Source organism: Porifericola rhodea (genome assembly GCF_030506305.1).
Classification (GTDB): domain Bacteria; phylum Bacteroidota; class Bacteroidia; order Cytophagales; family Cyclobacteriaceae; genus Catalinimonas; species Catalinimonas rhodea.
Genome location: NZ_CP119421.1, coordinates 725982 through 745720 on the forward strand (window position 1 = coordinate 725982; position 19739 = coordinate 745720).

A 19739-nucleotide genomic window follows, 5' to 3' on the forward strand; every position below is an offset into this window, starting at 1 on the left:
AACTCCACACAGCTTTTGCAGTTCTTGTAAATATCTAAGGTAATTATGTAAATATGCATCATGAAGCGATACAAGCAGTTTGACAGCCTGATGATAGATGATTTTGAGGTGGACAAATGGGAGCATCCCATGCATAACCACAATCATTTTGAACTGATATTTATCGTCAGAGGCGCGGGTACTCATCATCTAAACGGAGTGGAGTCCGAATACAATACAGGCCATTTATTTCTTTTAGGCCCCGAAGATGTACATGCATTCAAACTCAAGCAAAGGTCACGATTCATTTACTTTAAATTTACCAGGCAGTATTTTCAACATCATGGAGAACTACCTCTGCCTGATCTCTGGCACCGCGACTTAGAGCAGTTGTTATACAGCCCCGAAAGAAAAAAAGGGAATTTACTTAGCGAAACATCAGACCAGGAGTTAGTAGCGCAGCTTTTGCTCATCATTTCTGAAGAGTTTAACCGTAATAAAGCTTTAAGCAGAAAGATTATTTTCCAGCTCTTCTCGGTAATCATCCTTATTGTAAAGCGAAACAGTCAGGGGTATGCGCTACAGCAATCTTCTCAGCCCGCAGCAGGTATTGCTGAGGAAATTATGGGCTATATTGAAATGAATATCTATGAGCCTGAAAAACTTAGGCTAAAAAACCTGGCTGATCACTTTCATTACTCTCCTAACTATATAGGTATGCTTTTTAAAGAAAAAGTAGGCAGTACCTTGCGAGACTATGTCAGCCAGTACCGCTACAAACTAATTGAGCAAAGGTTGAAGAGTAGCCAGACGGGCATGAAGCAAGTTGCTCAGGAGTTTGGCTTTGTAGACGAAAGCCACCTCCACAAATTTATTAAAAGCAAAGCAGGCAAAAGCATGAGCGAGCTAAGGGAGTAAACAACTACTCCAACACCAAATTTCTATCTTTAGGTGAAATAGTCAAGACATAATCTGACAGTTTAGGTAAATTGAGATTGACGAGATCATTTCATTTACTTAAACCCGATTACATCATGACTACCGAAGACAAAGTTATTAAGAACAAATTAGGATTACTAAACCTGGCTGAGATGCTAGGCAATGTATCTCAAGCCTGTAAGGTGATGGGCTACAGTAGAGATTCTTTCTACCGCTTTAAAGAGCTCTACGAACAAGGCGGTAGCGCGGCTCTGCAAGAGATGAGCCGCAAGAAGCCTAATGCTAAGAACCGCGTAGCGGCATCCGTTGAACAGGCAGTAGTCGAGCTGGCCATTGAACAACCGGCCTTGGGGCAGGTACGCGTTTCCAACGAGCTGAAGAAGAACCACGTTTTCATCTCCCCCGGTGGGGTTCGCTCAGTGTGGTTGCGTCATCAGCTAGAGACTTTTCCCAAACGCTTGAAAGCATTAGAAGCCAAAGTAGCCCAAGAAGGACTCATTCTCACTGAGGCACAACTGGCGGCGATGGAAAAAGCTAAAGAAGAGAAAGTAGCCCATGGGGAAATAGAAACGTATCACCCTGGCTACTTAGGATCGCAGGACACCTACTACGTAGGCTATATCAAAGGGGTAGGCAAAATCTATCAGCAGACCTTTGTAGATACTTACACCAAGGTAGCCCACGCTAAGCTCTATGATCGTAAGAACGCCCTGGTAGCGGCTGATCTGCTCAATGATCGCGTTGTTCCTTTCTACGAGCAGTATGAGATTCCATTGTTGCGCATCTTAACGGATCGGGGTAGTGAGTACTGCGGTAATCGCGAGCATCACGAGTACCAGTTGTACTTAGCCATAGAGGATGTAGATCACAGCAAAACCAAAGCGAAGAGTCCACAAACCAATGGTATCTGTGAACGATTACACCGCACCATGCAGAACGAATTCTATTCAGTAGCCTTTCGTAAAAAGGTCTACAAAACGCTGGAAGAGTTACAACAGGATTTGGACCTGTGGCTTAACTATTATAATGAGCAAAGAACTCACAGCGGGAAGCATTGCAATGGTAGGACCCCAATGCAAACTTGGCAAGAAGATTTACATCTGACAAAGGAGAAAATGTTACAAACTCATCATCAGAATTTTATACCTTTACTAGTGTCAGACGAAGCGGAAGCGGGCCCTGATGGCGAGCAACCCGCCAGGAATAGTCTGACTGACTGGAATGGTCAAGGGGCTCTGAGGAGACCCTCCCAAAAAGCTCAACATTCCAAGAATCAGATGCCTTAGAAGCGCATCTCATAGGCCTCGACTGTCAGAGGTAATCTTGACTATTACACTTTAGGATACTTAACATTGTATCGTATCACTTTACTCGCTGATGAATTTGCCGGTATAGTTAAATTCCATTGTACTATACCTGTCTCTTCTTTTATCTTAGCTTCGCTTAGCTCTTCTGCTTCAACTTCTATATCACTTACTCTTGAAACAGGAATCTGATCATATACAGTCAGATTGATACCTAGTACTTTGTTATTTTTTGCTTCCAATCGCCAACCACGACTATCTTCTTGTTTAGAACCAATGAATCGCTTTTTGGTATAATCCTGCACTTTAATTCGCTCTACAACTACATTTCTGTCTCTTCCTAATGAAACATCCAGTGTATCTTTGACAAAGCGAACATCTAGTAGAGATTTTCCTATATAGGTATGTTCAAAAAAAAGGCTTACTTCTCCTTCCAGTAGATTATACTTCTCCCAATCTGTAATACGAGCTATCAGAAAGGCATCCTTATCCAGTTTTGGTACACATTGGTATTCATACTGTGCCGGTATTTCCAGTTGTGCAAGATCTACTGTATAGCTCTTTCCATCTGATTTTATAGTGTAAGGAATCTCCACACTAAATTCCACATGGGTCTGGTTTTCTACCAGGGTCATAGGTACAGTTTGTACATCTGCTTCCACTGATGCTACACTGGATGTGATTCCCCTTACTTTTCCTAACAACCTTTTCTTAGCGTATCCGGTAACGACGACTTCGCTCAACTGATGCATATCAGGTTCCAACATAAAGTTCATGTTCTCATTGGCAATTGGTACTTCCTGCTTCTTGTAACCAATGTAGTTTACAGATAAAGTAGTAGTTCCCTGAGGAATGGAAATATGATATTCTCCATTAACATCAGTAACTGTCCCTACTGAAGTTCCTTTAATTAAAATATTCACCCCGGGAAGGGGTTCTCCTGTTTCAGCATCACTAATTTTACCCCTTACTTGCCTTACACTAGGATTCACACTAGTATAGATAGTTTGAAGATTTTGAGGATAAGTTCTATTGAAATCCAGGTACCAGGGCGAAAGGACAGGCATATTTCCACTAGCTGTAGGGTTTGCATTTGATAGCGCAATTTTTACATTCTTCCAATTCTCTCCTGTATTTTGTTGCACACGTGCTTTGTACATCAACTCTACTGGACTCTTAACATCTTTGGCTCTTAAATCATAGACAGGAAACCAACTTGCGTGAGCTACCATATAAGAACAGACCAAATCAACTATTTGCGCACTTTTACTGTCCACAGCCACAACAATTTCTCCACGAGCAGATTGGTCATTATTCCATTGGGCAAGTTGCAGATTAAACTTATCTAGTTTTTTCTGAAGTTTCTGTAAGCGACTTTTAATGGTTAATTTTTCTAGCCTAATTGCTTTCATCCGCTGCCGGTAATAATTGCTTATTTCTTTTAGATTATTCAACGAAAGGCCATTATCTGTCCCTGCGATCTCGTTATTCTTTTTCAGAAATTCCAATTCTTCATCCAATACCTCCTGTAAAGCTTTTTCCATATTAATACTATCTTCAATAGCATATACGCTATCCTGAAGCGTGTTCTTCGCTTCTTCTCCCAGATAATTCAACCGATGATTAACTGAGAGTACCAGTAAATTGCTTGTAGTTTTGACTTGAATACTTTGGGGATTGATATATGGAGAAAGGCCCTGAATTACAATAGTTGATTTTCCGGCACTAAGTTTAGTCTGGGCACTGCGATATACCTGGGCTCCCTGTAAGAATACTTTTACCGAGTCTACTTTTGAGTTTAGCTTAGATAGAGGAGTGTTTTGAGCTACAAGATTTAGATTTAAAACAATACATTGGATTAATAATAGCAGAAGCCTGATCATATTTTTTACATATTTATTCTTTGTATAATTACAATAATTATACAAATCCACAAAAAGAAAACTTAGTCCATAAACTTTTCTATTCGTAAGTTTGAATTTTTAATTTGAATCTATGAACACAAGCACATTTTTTCCAGCGGAGTGGCATCCGCAAAGTGCCATACAGCTTACCTGGCCACACGCAGGCACCGATTGGTTTGCTTCACTCCATGAGGTGCTGGAATGCTACGTAGAAATTGCCAGAAATATTGCTGAAAGGCAAAAGCTACTTATTATCTGCCATGAGCCCGAAGAAGTAAAAACACAGCTCAAAGGTTGTAATTTAGATAACATCAGGCTACATAAACTACCCACAAACGATACCTGGGCGCGGGATCATGGAGGCATTACCCTCATAGAAAACGGAGAGCCTGTTCTTCTGGATTTTCGGTTCAACGGCTGGGGCCTTAAGTTTGCAGCTAACCACGACAACCTTCTGACCCGTCGTATGTACCTGGATGGCCTATTTAACAAATCGGTACATTACCGTAACTGTCAGCACATGGTGTTGGAAGGCGGGGCGCTAGAGTCAGATGGTGAAGGTACTCTGCTTACTACTGTAGACTGCCTTATGGCCCCTAACCGTAACGATCACCTAAACAAAGAGGATATAGAAGAGGAGCTCAAAAAGATATTTAAGCTAAAACGTATTCTCTGGCTCCACTATGGCTACCTGGAAGGGGATGATACGGATAGCCATGTAGATACGCTGGCTCGCTTTTGTGACCCACAGACTATTGCCTATGTGCAATGCCAGGATCGTGATGATCCGCATTTTGAAGCTTTGCAGAAAATGGAGCAGGAACTGTTAAAATTCCGCACGATAGACGAGGAGTCTTATCGTTTAGTTCCTCTGCCCATGGCCGATATTGCCTTGGACGAAGATGGGCATCGCCTGCCTGCTACCTATGCTAACTTTCTGATTATCAATGGAGCAGTTCTGTTGCCATTTTACGCAAATGAAGTGAAAAATCAGCAGGCCAAAGCGGCACTAGAAAGCGCTTTTCCTCAGCATGAAATTATAGGTATCAATTGCGAACCTTTAATTCAACAGCACGGTTCTTTGCATTGCATCACCATGCAGTACCCTGTAGGAGTGATTGCTGAAGAAAATAAATAACATAATGAGCAAAACTATAAAAGTAGGACTTGTACAGCAGTCTAACCAGGCTAAGGTAGAAGCCAATATTGAAAAACTGATCCAGAACATAGAAAGCTGTGCCCGGGAAGGCGCTCAGTTGGTTGTGTTGCAGGAGCTACATAATAGCCTGTACTTCTGCCAGACAGAGGATACTGATGTTTTTGATCTTGCGGAAACTATCCCTGGCCCTTCTACTGAGCGTTTTGGAGAACTGGCCCGTAGGCTGGGTATTGTGCTGGTAACATCTTTATTTGAACGAAGAGCTCCTGGCATTTACCATAATACCGCTGTAGTTTTTGAAAAAGACGGTTCTATCGCCGGTAAGTACCGCAAAATGCACATCCCTGATGACCCTGCTTATTACGAAAAATTTTACTTTACCCCCGGCGATATGGGGTTTAAGCCTATTGACACATCTGTAGGGCGCCTTGGGGTGCTGGTATGCTGGGACCAATGGTACCCGGAAGCTGCACGGCTTATGGCTATGGCTGGTGCCGATATGCTCATCTACCCTACAGCTATCGGATGGGAATCTTCTGATGCTGATGATGAAAAGCAACGCCAGAAAGACGCCTGGGTAATCTCTCAGCGTGGGCATGCTGTGGCCAATGGGCTACCGGTAATTTCGGTGAACCGGGTAGGTCATGAGCCCGACCCATCCGGACAGACCAACGGAATTCAATTTTGGGGCAATAGCTTCGTAGCTGGTCCTCAGGGTGAGTTTTTAACTCAGGCAGGTAATCAGGAAGAGCAAAATTTGCTGGTAGATGTAGACCTGGCGCGTTCGGAGAATGTGCGCCGTATCTGGCCCTTCTTCCGCGATCGCCGGATTGATGCCTTCAGCGGCCTCACCCAAAGGTTTTTAGATTAAAAAAACAAAAGCCACTTCCTGTGTATTATGGAAGTGGCTTTTTTCGGGGTTGCTAATCATTAGCATCCTCAGGTTTTAAGTGTACTACTTAGTTTCTGTACAGCTTTTCGTAATCATTTTCTGTGGTGCCTTCACTAAAACGGCGTATGTTGTAGGTGAACGTAAGCATAAAGTAGCTCTGCAACACATTAGACTGTATATCTTCCACATAAGCATCGGATACGTTTCTTCTGATATTGTTGTTTTGCTTGAGCAGATCATACACATTGAGGCTAAGCTCGCCCAGTTGATCTTTAAAAAGCTTTTTACCAATACTCATGTTCCAGAGTATGTAGCTATTATCCAGACCTTCTGCCAATCCGGTATTCAGTTGATGGTTGAGGTCGGTACGATAAACTAGCCCCTCCCACAGCACCCAGTTATATCGTAAGCGAGTAGACTGATTAAAGAAATTGTTATTGAGAGCAGGGCGCAAAGTGTTTTCTACCACATTGTAGCTGGCACGGGTAGAAATGTTGAAATCTACCTGCTCACTGATATTGCTACTAAGCGAGGTTCCTATTCTAAAATGGCTGGTATTGGCTAAGTTAATTTCATTGTTGATTAGCCCCGGCTTACGAGAATAGTTGACTGAACCACTGATATGAAAGTTGGATGAGACAAAGTCTAAAGGCTGGCCATAACTGAAGTAAGACCGTACATTCACGTAGCCATCCATATTAACGGTCTTGGTTAGTTGAGAGCCTTCTTCCAGAATTATGCCTTCTGCCACCTCGGTAGGCTCTTCGGCTATCAAAGTACTGTTAGTAATAAAGTCGTTTACGATAGAGGCCTGTACAGCCGCATAAAAAGTCTTGTTAGTTTCGGGGTCGTGCGACTTAAAACGGGTTCTTAGCCAGTTAGAATAGGCCTGCTCCAGATCTGGGTTACCCGTGCTTAACTGTAGCGGGTTAGAATTGTTAATTACATCCTGTAACTGCCCTACTGATGGTTCATTTGTCCAGGTACGGTAGTTAAATTCAATGTTTTTAGATTTAGAAAATTTGTAGACCAGTCGGGCAGAAGGCAGAATACTTTGGAAGGTACGATCCATCGTATAGTCTTTAGGGAAAAGCTGATCGTTGCTCAAGCTAGCATGCTGGTACTCTGCCTCAAATTGTAACCTAAGCTTCTCTGTCTTGTACTGATAGCCTAATTCGCTCTCATGCGTCAGGTATTTACTCTCAAATGTATTACTAATGGCTGTATCCAGCAGACTGTATCCCGTCTGTTCCAGATAATCATAAGTACGTTTATCAGAGTCGTTTAGTGTATTTCCAACTTTGTACTCCAGCTCAAGCATACTTTTTTCTCCCAGGGGCTCGGTATAAGAAAGCTGGGTTCTCCAGTCAAACCCTTCACGATCCAGGTGGGTATACTGCTTTAGCTCCTCATTGCTATCTTCGGCCTTATAAAAAATGTTGTTGGCCAAACGGTAGCTATCATCTCCGTTGGTATGGTAGCCGGTATTTATATTGATATTGAAGCTTCTGCCAGGCTTGTCAAATTTATGGCTGTAGTATAATCGGTTATAGACGTCATAATCAAAATTGTCTGAGTGCGAGGTATTTTCTGTATAGTTTAGCGGTCCGTTATTTGTATCTGTGTTACCTTCAAAATAAGAGTCTGACTTATTATCTCTTAACGATATCGCAGGACGAATAAGTAGCCTGTTTTTGTCATTAATTTTGTAATCAAAACGCATGTTCATCTGATGATGCGCGTTTACGGAGGTACTGTTGCTATTCTGGGTATATACCTGACCGGAATCGGAAGGAAGCACGTAATCACGAATTTTCAGCTCATTCCCCTCCTGCTCTCTATGGGTAAAAAAGTAACTTCCGCTCATGTCAATTTTATCATTCCAGTTGTCTATAAAATTGATTCCCAGCGTATTGGTATTAATTAGCCCATTCTGTGTTCTGGTATCTCCAAGACTGTTCGGGTTAGAGCTATAGTTGAGCGTATTAATGTTGTTGCTCAGCCCGGTTACTGTTGTTCTGCGGTCTTCGTTAAAAAAATTGACGCTGGCACCTGCCAGATACTTATCGTTAGTGCCATAACCAGCAGTAGCTTTACCAAACTGCCCCTTTCTACGGTTTGGCTTGGTTACAATATTAATGGTTCGGGTTCTCTCTCCATCATCAAAACCACTCAGCAGTGCTTTATCACTTTTTTGATCGTAAATCTGTATCTGGGCAATTACTTCTGCGGGTAGGTTTTGCAGCGCGGCTTTTACATCGTTTCCGAAGAAGGGCTTACCATCAATCATAATTTGCTGTACCTCTTCTCCTTGAGCCTGTAGCTTACCATCTTGCACAACTATACCGGGCATCTTCTCTACCAGATCCTGAGCGCTGGCATCTCTGGTGGTTTTAAAAGCATCTGCATTAAACTGGGAGGTATCGCCTTTTTGTATCCCTGCCATCGCTTTGCCTATTACTTCAATTTCTTTTAGGGTTGTAGTTTCTTCAGCTAGCAGTATGTCACCTAAATCTACTGGCTTTCCCTGCATGTTTAATGCTTTATTATAGGGCACATAGCCAATAAACTGTACTTTGATGGTGTACTGTCCGGTGTCTACTTTTCCGATCCTAAACTTACCTTCTATATCAGTGACTATTCCTTTCGTAGTTTGATCGGCGGTTTTTTCTAAAATAACGGTAGCTCCAGGCAGGCTCATAGCCCCATCACTACTTTTGACGGTACCACTGATTTCTGAATGCTGAGAAAAGGCCTGAACTGAGAAAATTGAAAGGAGGAGAATAAAGAGAGGTTTACGCATGAGTCTAGGTCAATTACTGATATTAGTCTGCTTGTGATTATTGTTTACTGTTATACTTAATCAATCCTCAGCAGTGAGCCTAAGCAAGGGCTACTGATAAGAGGTATATTTTTATGATGGTTAGTACGCTTAGAGCATTTTTACCCTGCGAGGCATTAACAAGGCTTACTCCAGTTATTGGGCATTGAGCAATACTTAGACCATACTAGTTATGAAAAGGCTTTTTTGCAATGCCTAATGCCCTTTTGAGTCTTTAATGCTACGTATATAGTACAATAGACCGTACTATAGATAGGGCGCTACGGGCCCCTATAGCCTACAAAGCAGAGGTAAACGATGCTATACCATTATTATTGTATACCAACCTTTTATTATTTTACAGCTAATCTCTAGCAGTCACTCACTTATTAAGAAGGCCATATTTTTCCAGGCCACAGAGATTAGCTTTTTATTATTTTCCTCTTTCTGTTTCTTTACCGATAGAGAGCATATTGGTAAGGAGGCGGTAGGCTCCAGGTACTCCGGCAGGCAGCTCTCTAAAAAAAGACAATCCTGAATAGATGTAGTAGCCTTTACCGTACTTAGCAACCAGCAGTGCTCCCTTTTTAGGTTCTTCGCCAGGGTCATTCATAGATAGTAATGCCTCATATTGCTTTGCATCCCATTCGTCAGGAAAATACAAGCCTCTCTCCTGTACCCAGTTTTCAAAATCCTGCTCTGTAATCTTGTTTGGCTTATTAAGTAAGGGATGCTTCTTTTTAAGTAAACGTACTTCGGCTTTTTCATCAGCTACCCTATCACGAGAAATTTTAAGTTCGTAAGGAGCAAAATTTTGGGTAAGCAGCATATGCCCCGTATTGTACTGACTGATAAGCGTACCTCCGTTTTTCACATATTCTAGCAGTTTATTATTCTGGTACCTCAGCCAGTCTACTGTATTGTATGCCCGTATACCTATCATAATAGCATCGTAACGAGCCAGTTCAGCCTCATGCATATCTTTTGCATCCAGCATGACTACCTGATAGCCAATCTGCTCCAAAGCCTTTGGCACTTCATCTCCGGCACCCATTATATAGCCTATAGTTTCGCCTTCTTTACGAATGTCCAGCTTTACTACCTGTGCACTGGCTGTCGGAAAAAGCGTCTGGGTAGGAATATGTTCGTAAGCTATGGTCTGCATATTCTGGTCATACTTTTTCCCGTTCTGCTCTGCTACTACTTTTACCTCTCCTACGCTTTGCTCTTCAGGAGGCAATACTGTAAACACAAACTCTTCTTCCTGTCCTTTGAGGCTGATTGCGTAATCAAAAGAGTTGGGTTCAGAGGTCCAGCCTGACGGAAGCTCAAGGGATACTTTGCCTTTAATATCAGATTTGCCTGCTTTTACTTTTACCTGTATAGGCTTAGCTTTCTGCTCAGCAAATACATGCACATCGCCTTCTACCTCTACATATACAGGAGGAGTAATAATAAAGGGGCGGTAAGTTTCGCCACTTCTGGCGTCATTTCTTTTATAAACTACCGGTACGTTTAGGTTTAGCGGCTTACCATTGACACTCAGCTCAAAACTAGCCTCTACCGCCGCAGGAGTGTCGTCAAGTCCTATAAGTTGTTGCTCATCTACAGTAAAGCTAAATCCATCGTGTGGCTGACGTAACCAGTAGGGACCAGAGTAAGGCATATCTTCCGGGATGAGTACCTTTGTACTATAGCCAAAATTTTCATTGTTGGCTAAAGTTACATTCAGGCTTGTATCCTGACCAATACTGCCCAGCTTTACATTTTTTAGCTTTACTTCTATCGCAGAACGGTTAATAGCTTCTACGTTAAGTACTACCGAATCACCAGGAGTAGTGGAATATTCTGCAATGCCGGAGCGAGTATTTGATCTGAAACTACGAGTTAGCACGTTGGTACCGCTACGTACTTCCAGATACAAACCCAGACAAGCTTTTATCACTTTGTCCAGTTCCTTGCGTTTTACCTCTTTCCAGTAGCCGTCATCTAATTGGTTAAGAGCTTCAGACGCTTCCATAAGTTTGGGAACGATAGCCGAGGGGTTTTCTGGCCGAAAAGCTGTATATGCCTGCCCCAGTAGCATGCCAATTTTTTCTCCCCCTTTTACTCGGCTCCAACTGGTGTTGATATCGTCAAAAAGCTCGTCTTCTGCCATCTTGCCTTTTACATGGCGAAAATACTCTATATTTTTCCCCCTGCTTCCGGTAGCCCCAAAGCCCTGACTTTGGTGCTTACTACGACTTTCTGCGGCTATTTCAGTGACTGACTTACCCAGCAGTGTGTTGTAGACACCCAAATCCAGGCTGAGAATAGAGTCATTATTTATACTAATTTTGTCTATGTCTTCTGTAAACCAGCTGGTTTCGTTAAGCACCAGTCGGGTTGGCTGCCATACGTCTACATAGGTTAGTTGCTCAGGAAAAGCCTCAGGATTACCAGCCAGATCAAATGCTTCGGCAGCCAAAAGCGCGGAGGTAGTGTGGTGCCCATGCCCGGCACGTTTGTCTGGAGGAAAACGGGTAATCATTACATCGGGCTGAAATTTACGCAGCACCCATACCACATCAGACAGTATTTTGTCTTTGTCCCACAGTTGAAGGGTTTCGTCTGCCGTTTTAGAATACCCAAAGTCAATAGCACGGGTAAAAAATTGTTTGCTGCCGTCTACACTTCTTGCTTGTATTAGCTCCTGAGAGCGCAGTACACCTAGCTTTTCCCTAATTTCAGAGCCGATCAGGTTTTGTCCACCATCACCCCGGGTGAGAGCCAGGTAGCCGGTATTCATGAGTTTTGTTTGAGAGAGGTATCCAATAACCACCTGATTTTCATCGTCTGGGTGAGCCGCTATGTAGAGGGCGCTTCCCAACGTATTCAGCTTTTTAAGTGCCAGCTGAATTTCTGCGGCAGAAAGTTTTTGTGGAGCCTGAGCCAAAACTACAATCTGACTAAAAACAAAAGCAAGTGTTGCCAGAATGCGGCATAAGTACCGTCTATTCATACAAAAAATTATTTGCGAGTTTGGGATATTAACAAATTTAATAATTAATAGCGTAAGAGAAATTCATCCTCTCCAAGATTGACAGAATACGCTTTTTTTTAGTAATTGCGCCTTCTTAAAACACAAAAAGAGTAAAAGCATAATTTTTCTTATTCAGACTATGGTTTATGATGGATTATTTGCAAGTTATCCCACGTGCATAAGTATGCCTTACAAAACTGCAAACTTTCAAAAAACATACATCCACACTGTATAAGGGAACTTCTCTATGCCTTTCCTCCTTTCACAACGAATATTCTTTATAACACTGTTTTTAATGCGCTAAATTTTCAGCGATATTATGACTGTTTTTGTAAACGAAGAACCGCTACGCTTATTTAGAGGAGCCAATATTGGGGATGCTGTTATGAAATACTCAGAGGCTATCTTTAGAGATATACTATCCAGAAGGAAGGTAGTTACTGATAATCAGGGGCGTCCACTACAACTTCAGGGCAATATAAACGATGGCGACCACTATAAGGTAGTAGCTAAAATGTAAAAGATCAGAGGCATATGATAAAGAGACAAACAGAGTGGCTCATACGTATTTCGGGCGGAGTGCTACTTATTTTTGCGCTCTTTAAACTATACATCAGACCCCTGACTCACAGCTATCATGATGCCTTTCTATTTACCCATTTGCAGATAGTACTATGGCTTATGCTAGCACTCATAATGGCGCTTATTGTGAGTAGCTTTAGCTCCCTGCGCGCAAAATGGTTAATGGCACTTATCGCCTTCCTTATGCTTGCGCCTTATGCTTTGGTACACCAGCCCCTAACTCAAAAAGCCGAATCTTACTTTTTTAGGCAAAGATATGATTTGCTGGAGCAGCTTAACTCGCAGCTTTTGGACAGCAAAATCAGAAAAGAACAACTGTATGATCAGCTGGCTGCTATGGACATCAGGAACTACGAAATAGGGACAAACTACATTGCGTACTGGGTAGACCGCATGCCAGAGCAGCGCGACGGCTTTATCTTTATACTGGAAGGCGAGCCTCCGGCACAGGTATTTGGTTATCCGGTAAATCAGCTAAGCGAAATTCACCCGCAATGGTTTAGCTTCACCTCCGGCTGATTTAATACACTTTTATTTTTTATTTTTAATCCTTGGCAAAATATTTAATTTGCCTCTTTAATAGCATAGTGTACGTACACAAAAGATACTCAGTAGGGTATATTTTAGATTTTAATTATCGTTTTTACTACTTTACATTTTCTTCAACATGAAAAAGACCACCTATTTTGCTTTTGCACTTGCCGCTGCCATGTATGCCTGCCAGCCTTCAGGATCAGAAAACACAACTCAATCTGAAACTGAGACCGAAGCAGTAGCTACTACTACCCAGGAAGCTAAGTTTGAGCCCATCTTCAATGGCGAGTCGCTTGACGGATGGAAGATCCACGGTACTGAAAAATGGTATGTGGAAGATGGACAAATCATTTGCGAAAGTGGTCCTGATGCTGCTTACGGGTATTTGGCTACCGACAAATCATACAAAGATTTTATTCTTGAACTGGAGTTTAAACAAGAGGCTGATGGAAATAGCGGAGTTTTCTTCCGCTCGTCTTTAGACGGCACCAAAATTACCGGTTGGCAGGTAGAAGTAGCCCCTCCTAACCATGACACCGGGGGTATTTATGAGTCTTACGGTAGAGGCTGGCTAGAGCAGATTCCCGAAGAAAAAGAAGACATACTAAAAATGGGCGAATGGAATAAAATGCGTATTGAGGTAGTCGGAGACAAAGTAAGCACATACCTGAACGGAGAAGAAATGGTAGTGTTGGAAGATGAAAAAATAGGTCAGGCTGAAGGTTCTATAGCCCTACAGATACACGATGGGGGTGGAATTAAAGTACGCTGGAGAGACTTACAGGTAAAAGAACTATAAACTATAATTACCCGAAGGGCTCCCGGCTTTTCGGGTATTTTTTTGCTTACTTAAAGGTGTAAAATTAACTTACTATAAGGCCAACGTGCGGATAAAAATCAAAAAGTATGGTAACGTTACCGAGTTTTTTTAAAGCTAACGATATTCATAATTATTCTGAACATTGTAATATTAATGATATTTATTCATACAATTAGCTTTTTCACAGTTTAATATACTGATAATATAATTTATTCAGAATAATATTTTAACGATACCTTCAAATCTATTTATAAGTTAATAGCTGATTCTTACTGTTCTATGCCACTTTATCAAAAAAAAGTAGCTAATTTTACAATTCACTCAATCTAATCGATCAGAAAAATGGACCAAGCTACTGCATTAGAAAAGCAATTTGAGAAAATTCCTACAAGCATTTTTGACGATTCAGAGACTGCTTCCAAGGAAATTGCCAAAACCATCCGCGACCTGATTGTAGAAAAACAAAATCAAGGTAAAAACGCGGTTTTAGGTTTAGCTACCGGCTCTTCACCAACCCGAGTGTACGAAGAACTGGTAAGAATGCATCAGGAAGAAGGCCTGAGCTTTAAAAATGTCATTACTTTTAACCTGGATGAATACTATCCTATAGAGCCCGACAAGCTACAGAGCTATGTTCGCTTTATGAAAGAGTACCTCTTTGATCATGTGGATATTGACCCCGCAAACTACAATATCCCTGACGGTACTGTGCCTATTGAGAAGATCAGCGAATACTGCGTGGCTTACGAAAACAAAATTAAAGAAGCCGGCGGAATTGACATCCAACTCTTAGGAATCGGAGGTACAGGCCATATTGGTTTCAACGAGCCCGGGTCTAGAGAAATGTCTCGTACCCGCCTTATTACCCTGGATAAAATTACCCGTACAGCTGCTGCCAGTGACTTCTTTGGCGAAGAGTTTGTACCTCGCCGTGCTATCACTATGGGAGTACAAACCATTATGGAAGCACGCCAGATCATTCTGATGGCCTGGGGTGAAGGTAAAGCTTCTGTAATCAAAAAAGCTGTTGAAGGCCCTATTACTGATCAGATTCCTGCTACTTTTCTACAGGAACATACTAATGCTCAGATCATAATTGACGAAGCGGCTGGCGCTGAGCTTACCCGCGTTAAAACACCTTGGCTAGTAGGCCCTTGCCACTGGGATCAGAAACTGACTCGTAAGGCAGTTGTATGGCTTTGCAACACCGTTGAAAAGCCTGTACTTAAGCTTACTCCTGAAGATTACAATGAGAATGGTATGAGTGATCTCATTGCTGATCATGGTCCTGCTTACGACATCAATATTCGTATTTTCAACGAGCTACAGCATACTATTACCGGATGGCCCGGTGGTAAACCCAATGCCGACGATAGCCAGCGCCCAGAGAGAGCACTTCCCTTCCCTAAGCGTGTGCTTATATTCAGCCCGCACCCTGATGATGATGTAATCTCTATGGGGGGTACACTACTTCGTCTCGTAGACCAGGGGCACGATGTACACGTGGCTTACCAGACCTCTGGTAACATCGCTGTTTTTGATGATGACGCACTTCGTTTTGCAGACTTCGTAAAAGACTTCAAGGAAACTTTTGATATTCAGGACGACAAAATCAATACCTTGTTTGATGAGGTGTTTAAAGCTACAGAGAGTAAACTTCCTGGTGAAGTAGATCCTCGTCCGGTACAGCTTATCAAAGGGATGATTCGTCGTGGTGAGGCTAAAGCTGCCTGCCGCTATTGTGGTATTCCTGAAGAGAACTACTACTTCATGGATATGCCATTCTACGAAACTGGTAAGGTTCGTAAAAACCCTCTGGGTGAAGAAGATATTCAGATAACAGTAGACCTGCTCAGAAAAGTAAAGCCTCATCAGATTTATGCTGCAGGTGACCTTTCTGATCCTCATGGAACACACAGAGTTTGCTTAAGCGCTATTATGCAGGCAGTAGAGCGTCTAAAAGACGAAGATTGGATGAAAGACTGCTATGTATGGTTATACCGTGGTGCATGGCAGGAGTGGGATATTGACCAGATAGAAATGGCCGTTCCTATCAGCCCGGTAGAATTAATGAGAAAGCGTCGTGCTGTATTTAAGCACCAGTCTCAAAAAGATCGTCCTCTTTTCCCCGGCTCAGACCCCAGAGAGTTCTGGCAGCGTGCTGAAGACCGTAATCAGGGTACTGCCGAAGCTTATGACAAATTAGGCCTGGCAGAGTACGAAGCTATGGAAGCTTTTGTGAGATACCACTTCTAAAAGCAGTTTATACATAAAAATTTAGGGTAGCTTAACGGCTACCCTTTTTTGTGCTCCTTAGTTTTTTTTCTCTCCCTAGCGCTCGTAAAGCTCCAGCGGTAGGCCATCAGGGTCAGCAAAAAAAGTAAAACGTTTGCCAGTATGCTCATCCGTTCTGATAGTCTCACATTGCACTCCCTTTACCTCAAGGTCTTTTACCACAGCTTCCAGCTGGTCTACTTCAAAAGCCAGATGCCTAAGCCCCAAAGCTTCTGGACGACTAGTCCTGGGTGGAGGTTCAGGAAAAGAAAATAGTTCAACAATATATTCTCCATGCAATGCTAAATCCAGTTTGTAGGATTGCCTGGCTTCACGATATACTTCCCGGATTACTTCCAGCCCAAGCACTTCGGTATAAAAATGTTTGGACTGCTCGTAGTTGGAGCAAATTATAGCGATATGATGTATTTTTTTCAGATAACTCATAATAATAAAAAAGCCTGATGCTCCTCAATTATAGGGAACATCAGGCTATACTCTAAATATTAGTATAAAATATTTAAGCTGCTTTTTGGGTCGCTTTAATTTTCACTTCTTTTCTCTTGTTCAGACTAATTACTCCAAGCTTATCCAGCATAACGATAACCAGATAAGTGGGGTCAATCTCATGCCAGCGAAACCCTCCGAAGTTAGCTCTGGATCCGTGTTTATGATGATTGTTATGATAGCTCTCTCCCATCATTAGAAAGTCTACCGGCAAAAAGTTTTTAGAAGTATCGCTCACCTTAAAGTTTACATAGCCATACTTGTGGGCAAACCAGTTAATAATCGCTCCATGTACAGGCGACATCAGAAACTGGATAGGCAACAACAACCAAAGCCACCAAACTGTAGCGAACTCCATATAAATAAGTACATAGATAGTGCCCCAGAACAGGCGTGATACCCATGAGCGGGCAAATTTATCAAATACGTCCCAGCGAGGTACTCCTTTAGTAAATCTTTCTTCTACCTCAAATTTACCATTGCAGATGGCAGAGTAAATGGTTTTAGTTTTCCACATCATCTTCCAGATAGTCTCATCATACTTGGGAGAATGTGGATCATCGGGCGTATCCGCATAGGCATGGTGCATACGATGCATGACGCCATAGCCATAAGCACTTAAATAGTTAGAGCCCTGAAATATCCAGGTCAATACGAAGAATACTTTTTCAGCTGTTTTAGACATGGTAAAAGCCTTATGAGCTGCATACCTATGTAAGAAGAAGGTTTGAAAGAACAGGGATAAATACCAATGGGCTACAAAAAAAGCGAGTATTACGTACATAAGCTTTGGTTATAATAAAATACGATTGCAGAAATTCTCTGTAAAGAGGAACTCCTTTTTTTAATAGACAAGTGAGAATATGAGATGTGACAGAAGTGAAAAGTTTTTTTTACTTTTTTGGAAGGGTAAGCTTATTTACCTCCTGAGAAACCTGACTTACAAGCTCGGTTAGCTGACCAAAGTTGCAGGCTTTTTTAAAGCTCTCCAGTAATTGTAAGGGTTGCGTATCGTTTGGCGCTTTTTTCTTAGTCTCCTGATGTAGCTTCTCTTTAGCACGAGAAAATAGCTGACGACAGTTTTCTTTCTTTTTGCCGAAAATTTCCTGCAAATCTTCGTACTCAAACTCAAAGACTTCCCGTAAAAGATAAATTCCCTTTTCTACAGGCTCAAGCTTTTTGTGCAGAAGCCCCAGCGCTTCAGAGAGTTCATTCTCCAGATCAAAGCGTGGTAGCTCAAAATCACGGTACTTTTCAAGTAAATCAGTTTGTTTGAGCTGACTGAAATATTCGCTTTTCTTTTTTCGGAAAGAGTTCAGGTGATTGATGCAGTTGTTGGTAAGCGTACGGATCAGATAAGCTTTTGTATTCTCTACCTTCTCATGGTCTATAGTTAGCCATTTTACAAAAGTGTCCTGCACAATGTCTTCTGCATCTTGTAGAGAGCCTACCATGCGCAAAGCTATGCCCTGCAAAAGCGGCTGATAAAGAGATATGGTCTGAGCGTGAGTCAAATGTTCTTTAAGCTACAAATTTTAATCCATCTGTATCAGTAACAAAGATAAAGATTGGAAGTTAGTAGCAAAACTTTATCCTAGAAGAAAAAGTAAGGTTTTAAGCTTAATTTGCAGGGTTTACCCATCCATACTTGCCTTCGGCAGTCCTTACATACAGCAGTGAATCATGAGCTGCCAGCACATCTAGTTTGTGGCCAATAAGATTAGTATTGAGCACACTGCTCTCTCTGGGATGAGTATAAAAGAAAGTATCCTCGCTGTCTAAAAGGATTTGCTCAGTAGCATCATCCAAGGACTCTAACAGACTTTCGTGGACATATCCACTTTGGTTACCTGCCAGCCTTACTCTGTACCATGAGTCTGCTTTGGCATACAGTTGCACATAAGTATGCTGAGGAAGGGTGCCTACTATTTCTGAAGCGGTATTAGGAGAACAGCGTATATTAGACAGGCTAGCCTTGGTACGTGCCTCCATACCTACTTCTGAGGTATCTACAGCTACCAGAGATTCATCTTTGATAAGAGCATGTACAAAAGGATAAGGGTCTACCGCTCCTCTACCTATTTTGTATATACTAAAATGCAGATGTGGAGGAGTAGTACGCGCATTACCCGTATTACCTACAAAACCTAAAGTGTCGCCTGGCTGCACACGCTGCCCTGGACTTACCGCCTGACTATCCAGATGGGCATAATACAGCCTAAAACGTTTTTTTATACTATTTAACCATACCACTTTACCTCCCCTCCCACTTTGGGAGGTACGACCCACTACCCCTTCGGCCACGGCCAGCACCGGAGTACCTTTAGGCGCAAAAATGTCTATACCTTTATGGCTACGTACACCGCCATCTCTAGGAGCTCCAAAAAAGCTACCTACCGCTTTGCTGTCTATCCCGCTTACCGGAAAGCTCAGTGAAGGTTCAAAGCCTAGCTTTAGTTGGTAAGCGCCCCCTCTAAGCAGTTCGGGCTGTATGCGCACTGTGTGCCACTCGCTATCTTTTACCTCATAAGTTAGCTGAGGCAAGGTATCGGCAGAATGCCGCAGTGCCAGTGTAGTGTCATTTTCCTGGCTAAAAATATCAATAAAAAAGCGGCTTTCTGGTTGGCTCAGGGGGGTAAGTTCAATGTAAATTTGCTGCCCCTCTCGTACCTGGTACCGAAGGCTCAGAGCTTCTGGCTTATCAGGAGAGATATACCCTGTCTCATGATAAGGTAAGTTTACAATTAATGAATCCTGTAAGCTTAACTGACCCGCTTTCATCCAGTCTTTTCCTAAAGCTGTCTGATCAAGCTCATGAGCTTGCAGGCGCTTGGCATACTGCTCGTAAGGTGATGACTTAGAAAAAAGTTGATCTATTTTTTTGCTGCTGCTACAGCTTACTAGCGATAACAACAGTATGAAAACTAATATATTGATGCTCGTACTTCGCATAAATAGAGTTTGTGGTTGAATTCCACTTTAACAAAGCATAAACTTTTATT

14 protein-coding genes and 1 pseudogene are annotated in these 19739 nt (G+C 42.2%); 8 read left to right on the plus strand and 7 right to left on the minus strand.

Annotated elements, in window-relative coordinates; all coding sequences use genetic code 11:
* The first annotated feature begins 60 nt into the window (after positions 1-60).
* The gene (locus PZB74_RS03150; RefSeq protein WP_302240707.1) at positions 61-897 is read left to right on the plus strand and encodes a helix-turn-helix domain-containing protein; all 837 of its coding nucleotides are present in this window, start codon (positions 61-63) and stop codon (positions 895-897) included.
* Positions 898-1013: 116 nt separating this feature from the next.
* Positions 1014-2039: pseudogene (locus PZB74_RS03155) on the plus strand (IS481 family transposase); the annotation flags it as partial.
* A gap of 209 nt (positions 2040-2248) precedes the next feature.
* Here PZB74_RS03155 and PZB74_RS03160 read toward each other — a convergent pair.
* The gene (locus PZB74_RS03160) at positions 2249-4105 is read right to left on the minus strand and encodes a mucoidy inhibitor MuiA family protein (protein ID WP_302240709.1); all 1857 of its coding nucleotides are present in this window, start codon (positions 4103-4105) and stop codon (positions 2249-2251) included.
* A 112-nt stretch (positions 4106-4217) separates the two neighbouring features.
* On the opposite strand from PZB74_RS03160, the gene PZB74_RS03165 reads away from it, so the two are divergent.
* Complete coding sequence (locus PZB74_RS03165) at positions 4218-5264, plus strand: agmatine deiminase family protein (protein WP_302240710.1); 1047 nt, start codon at positions 4218-4220, stop codon at positions 5262-5264.
* A gap of 4 nt (positions 5265-5268) precedes the next feature.
* Complete coding sequence (locus PZB74_RS03170; protein WP_302240713.1) at positions 5269-6156, plus strand: carbon-nitrogen hydrolase; 888 nt, start codon at positions 5269-5271, stop codon at positions 6154-6156.
* An 88-nt stretch (positions 6157-6244) separates the two neighbouring features.
* On the opposite strand, the gene PZB74_RS03175 is transcribed toward PZB74_RS03170, so the two are convergent.
* Together PZB74_RS03175 and PZB74_RS03180 are read right to left on the minus strand one after the other, a co-directional pair.
* Positions 6245-8980, minus strand: coding sequence for an outer membrane beta-barrel protein (locus PZB74_RS03175; protein WP_302240714.1), 2736 nt, complete (start codon positions 8978-8980; stop codon positions 6245-6247).
* A gap of 451 nt (positions 8981-9431) precedes the next feature.
* Positions 9432-11999 carry a PIG-L family deacetylase gene (locus tag PZB74_RS03180; protein ID WP_302240716.1) on the minus strand — a complete coding sequence of 856 codons (2568 nt, stop codon included), beginning with the start codon at positions 11997-11999 and terminating at the stop codon, positions 9432-9434.
* A gap of 340 nt (positions 12000-12339) precedes the next feature.
* On the opposite strand from PZB74_RS03180, the gene PZB74_RS03185 reads away from it, so the two are divergent.
* From PZB74_RS03185 to nagB, 4 genes are all read left to right on the plus strand, one after another.
* A complete protein-coding gene (locus PZB74_RS03185; protein WP_302240717.1) occupies positions 12340-12540 on the plus strand; it encodes a hypothetical protein in 201 nt (66 codons plus the stop codon).
* A gap of 14 nt (positions 12541-12554) precedes the next feature.
* A complete protein-coding gene (locus PZB74_RS03190; RefSeq protein WP_302240719.1) occupies positions 12555-13121 on the plus strand; it encodes a hypothetical protein in 567 nt (188 codons plus the stop codon).
* A gap of 148 nt (positions 13122-13269) precedes the next feature.
* The gene (locus tag PZB74_RS03195) at positions 13270-13935 is read left to right on the plus strand and encodes a 3-keto-disaccharide hydrolase (protein WP_302240721.1); all 666 of its coding nucleotides are present in this window, start codon (positions 13270-13272) and stop codon (positions 13933-13935) included.
* A 363-nt stretch (positions 13936-14298) separates the two neighbouring features.
* Complete coding sequence (gene nagB, locus PZB74_RS03200; RefSeq protein ID WP_302240722.1) at positions 14299-16212, plus strand: glucosamine-6-phosphate deaminase; 1914 nt, start codon at positions 14299-14301, stop codon at positions 16210-16212.
* Positions 16213-16287: 75 nt separating this feature from the next.
* Here the strand turns inward: nagB and gloA2 are convergent, their stop codons facing one another.
* The 4 genes from gloA2 to PZB74_RS03220 form a co-directional block, all read right to left on the minus strand.
* Entirely contained in the window at positions 16288-16677 is a 390-nt protein-coding gene (gene gloA2 / locus PZB74_RS03205) for an SMU1112c/YaeR family gloxylase I-like metalloprotein (protein WP_302240724.1), read from the minus strand.
* 73 nt (positions 16678-16750) lie between these two features.
* The gene (locus PZB74_RS03210) at positions 16751-17521 is read right to left on the minus strand and encodes an acyl-CoA desaturase (RefSeq protein WP_302240725.1); all 771 of its coding nucleotides are present in this window, start codon (positions 17519-17521) and stop codon (positions 16751-16753) included.
* Positions 17522-17630: 109 nt separating this feature from the next.
* A complete protein-coding gene (locus PZB74_RS03215; RefSeq protein WP_302240727.1) occupies positions 17631-18251 on the minus strand; it encodes a sigma-70 family RNA polymerase sigma factor in 621 nt (206 codons plus the stop codon).
* A gap of 106 nt (positions 18252-18357) precedes the next feature.
* Positions 18358-19689: a M23 family metallopeptidase gene (locus PZB74_RS03220; protein ID WP_302240728.1), complete on the minus strand. Its 1332-nt coding sequence runs from the start codon at positions 19687-19689 to the stop codon at positions 18358-18360.
* Positions 19690-19739 lie beyond the last annotated feature (50 nt).

Coding starts and splice junctions, on each gene's coding strand:
- PZB74_RS03150 (WP_302240707.1), top strand. CDS start 61: ATGAAGCGATACAAGCAGTTTGACAGCCTGATGATAGATGATTTTGAG.
- PZB74_RS03160 (WP_302240709.1), bottom strand. CDS start 4,105: ATGATCAGGCTTCTGCTATTATTAATCCAATGTATTGTTTTAAATCTA.
- PZB74_RS03165 (WP_302240710.1), top strand. CDS start 4,218: ATGAACACAAGCACATTTTTTCCAGCGGAGTGGCATCCGCAAAGTGCC.
- PZB74_RS03170 (WP_302240713.1), top strand. CDS start 5,269: ATGAGCAAAACTATAAAAGTAGGACTTGTACAGCAGTCTAACCAGGCT.
- PZB74_RS03175 (WP_302240714.1), bottom strand. CDS start 8,980: ATGCGTAAACCTCTCTTTATTCTCCTCCTTTCAATTTTCTCAGTTCAG.
- PZB74_RS03180 (WP_302240716.1), bottom strand. CDS start 11,999: ATGAATAGACGGTACTTATGCCGCATTCTGGCAACACTTGCTTTTGTT.
- PZB74_RS03185 (WP_302240717.1), top strand. CDS start 12,340: ATGACTGTTTTTGTAAACGAAGAACCGCTACGCTTATTTAGAGGAGCC.
- PZB74_RS03190 (WP_302240719.1), top strand. CDS start 12,555: ATGATAAAGAGACAAACAGAGTGGCTCATACGTATTTCGGGCGGAGTG.
- PZB74_RS03195 (WP_302240721.1), top strand. CDS start 13,270: ATGAAAAAGACCACCTATTTTGCTTTTGCACTTGCCGCTGCCATGTAT.
- nagB (WP_302240722.1), top strand. CDS start 14,299: ATGGACCAAGCTACTGCATTAGAAAAGCAATTTGAGAAAATTCCTACA.
- gloA2 (WP_302240724.1), bottom strand. CDS start 16,677: ATGAGTTATCTGAAAAAAATACATCATATCGCTATAATTTGCTCCAAC.
- PZB74_RS03210 (WP_302240725.1), bottom strand. CDS start 17,521: ATGTACGTAATACTCGCTTTTTTTGTAGCCCATTGGTATTTATCCCTG.
- PZB74_RS03220 (WP_302240728.1), bottom strand. CDS start 19,689: ATGCGAAGTACGAGCATCAATATATTAGTTTTCATACTGTTGTTATCG.